The organism is Streptomyces sparsus, from assembly GCF_054776295.1.
The window spans coordinates 1-2,475 of the sequence record NZ_BAAHCA010000744.1 but is presented as its reverse complement, the minus strand read 5'-3'; the positions used below and the strand labels follow the sequence as shown (position 1 = coordinate 2,475).

The following is a 2,475-nucleotide window of genomic DNA, read 5'->3' as shown; positions in this document are numbered from 1 at the left end:
GGCGACGCCGGCGGGCGGGCCGGCCGGGGTCGGCGCCCGGCGTCGCCGCAGAAGAAGCGGTTCATCGACTACCCGCGTTCCACGAAGCAGGGCGCGCGGCGCTGGATGCCCTCCTGGAAACAGGTGGCCGGCATGTTCCTCACCGGCTTCGCGCTGCTGATCGGGCTGGCGGGCGTCGGTTTCGCCCTGGTGGGAGTGCCCAACGAGAAGGCAGCGGCCCAGGCGCAGAACAACGTCTACTACTGGTCCGACGACACGGTGATGGCGCGCGACGGGCAGACGAACCGTCAGAACGTCGACATCACCAACATCCCCCGGTCCATGCAGAACGCGGTGATCGCCGCGGAGAACGCCACCTTCCGCGAGGACTCGGGAGTGGACCCGCGGGGCATCGCCCGCGCGGTGGTCAACATGGCCAGGGGCCAGGACACGCAGGGCGGTTCGACGATCACCCAGCAGTTCGTCAAGAACACCTTCCTGTCGCAGGACCAGACCATGACCCGGAAGGCCAAGGAGCTCTTCATCTCGATCAAGGTCGGGTCGACCAAGTCCAAAGACCAGATCATGCAGGGCTACCTCAACACCAGTTACTACGGCCGCGGCGCCTACGGCATCCAGGCGGCGGCCCAGGCGTACTACGGCAAGGACGCCAAGGAGCTGGAGCCGGACGAGAGCGCGCTGCTGGCGACCGTGCTCAAGGGCGCCGACCTGTACGACCCGGCCGGCGGTGAGGGGCCGAACAGCTCGCCCAAGGAGAACCGCAAGCGCGCCGAGGAGCGCTGGAGCTGGGTGCTGGACCGCCAGGTCGAGGTCGGCCTGATGGAGCAGGCGGAGCGGGACAAGTACGAGAAGTTCCCCGAGCCGATCGAGCGCCGGGACCAGAACAGCAAGACCGGCCAGGTCGGTTACCTGATGGCCATCGCCAAGAGCGAGGTCCTGCGCAAGTCGAACATCGAGCAGAAGCAGTTCGACAAGGGCGGTTACCAGATCCACACCACGTTCGACCGCAAGAAGGTCGAGCAGCTGGAGAAGTCGGTCAACAAGGTCCGCAAGGCGAACCTCAAGCCCGACGAGCGTGAGGTCGACAACTTCGTGCAGTTCGGTGCGGCCTCGGTGAAGCCCGGTACCGGTGAGATCGTGGCGCTCTACGGCGGTGAGGGCTTCGACAAGGGGCACTACACCAACAACGCCAACACCTTCGGTGTGCCGGTGGGTTCGGTGTGGAAGCCCTTCGTGCTGGCCGCGGCGATGGAGCACGGCACGTACCGGAGCAACGGCCAGGGCATCTCCCCGGACAGCAAGTACGACGGCGACAACAAGATCGCCATCAAGAACCAGGACGGTTCCGACTTCCTCGACTCCAAGGACGAGGTCTTCCGCCAGGTCAACATGAACGACACCGACTGGGGCCCCATCACGCTGCGCAAGGCGATGGAGGTCTCGGCCAACACCCCGTTCGTGCAGCTCGGCATGGACGTCGGCATGGAGACCGTCCGGGACACCGCGGTGGAGCTCGGCATCAAGCGGGAGAGCGCCGACCACAACCTCAACCCGTCGTTCGCGCTGGGCACTTCGACGCCGAGCGCGATCCGGATGGCCGACGCGTACGCCACGTTCGCGGCGTCCGGCAGCCAGGCGGAGCCGTACGCGGTCACCCGGGTGGTGTCGGGCGGCAACGACGAGCCCGGGTTCGAGAAGCCGAAGCGCAAGACCGCCATCGACCCCAACGTCGCGAACACCGTGACCGAGGTGCTGGAAGGCGTCATCCAGGGCGAGGAGGGCACCGGTAAGGACGCGAGGGCCCTGGGGCGGCCGGCGGCCGGCAAGACCGGTACCACCGACGGCAACAAGTCCGCCTGGTGGGTGGGGTACACGCCGCAGCTGTCGACCTCGGTGACGATGTTCCGCACCGACCCGGACAGCAAGGAGCTGGAGTCCATGCGCGGGGTGGGCGGCTTCCCGTCCATCGCCGGTGGAAAGCTGCCCACCGAGGTGTGGACGACGTACATGAAGGCGGCGCTCAAGGGCGAGCCGAGCAAGGCGTTCCCGAAGGCGGAGCCGATCACCAACGTGGTCAACTCCGACGCGGTGCCCAGCCCGTCACCCTCGCCCTCCGAGGAGCCCTCCGAGGAGCCGGAGGAGAGCGAGGAGCCCGAGGAGCCGGAGGAGTCCCCGACCCCCTCCCCGTCGTCACCCTCGCCGTCCGACGACGAGAGCTGCGCCTTCTGGGACGTCACCTGCAACAACACCGGTGGCCAGAACGAGGGCCAGCAGAACGGCGGTACGGAGGGCCAGACGGACGGCCAGACGGAGGGCCAGACCGGCGGCGAGACCGGCGGTGAGACCGAGGGCCAGACGGAGGGCCAGACCGGCGAGCCCGGCCAGTCCGGCAGCGGCGGCAACGGCGGCAACGGGAACGGCGGACTGTTCGCCGGCCGGGGCGACGAGGAGTAGCCGCCCCGCACGCGCCGCGGG

Annotated in this window: 1 protein-coding gene; it reads left to right on the top strand. The window is 68.4% G+C overall.

From position 1 onward, the window contains the following. Positions 1 to 2,454, top strand: a 2,454-nt coding sequence (locus tag ACYVE9_RS22890) for a transglycosylase domain-containing protein (RefSeq protein ID WP_461029781.1), incomplete at its 5' end; no start/stop codon positions are given. Between the last annotated feature and the right edge of the window lie 21 nt (positions 2,455 to 2,475).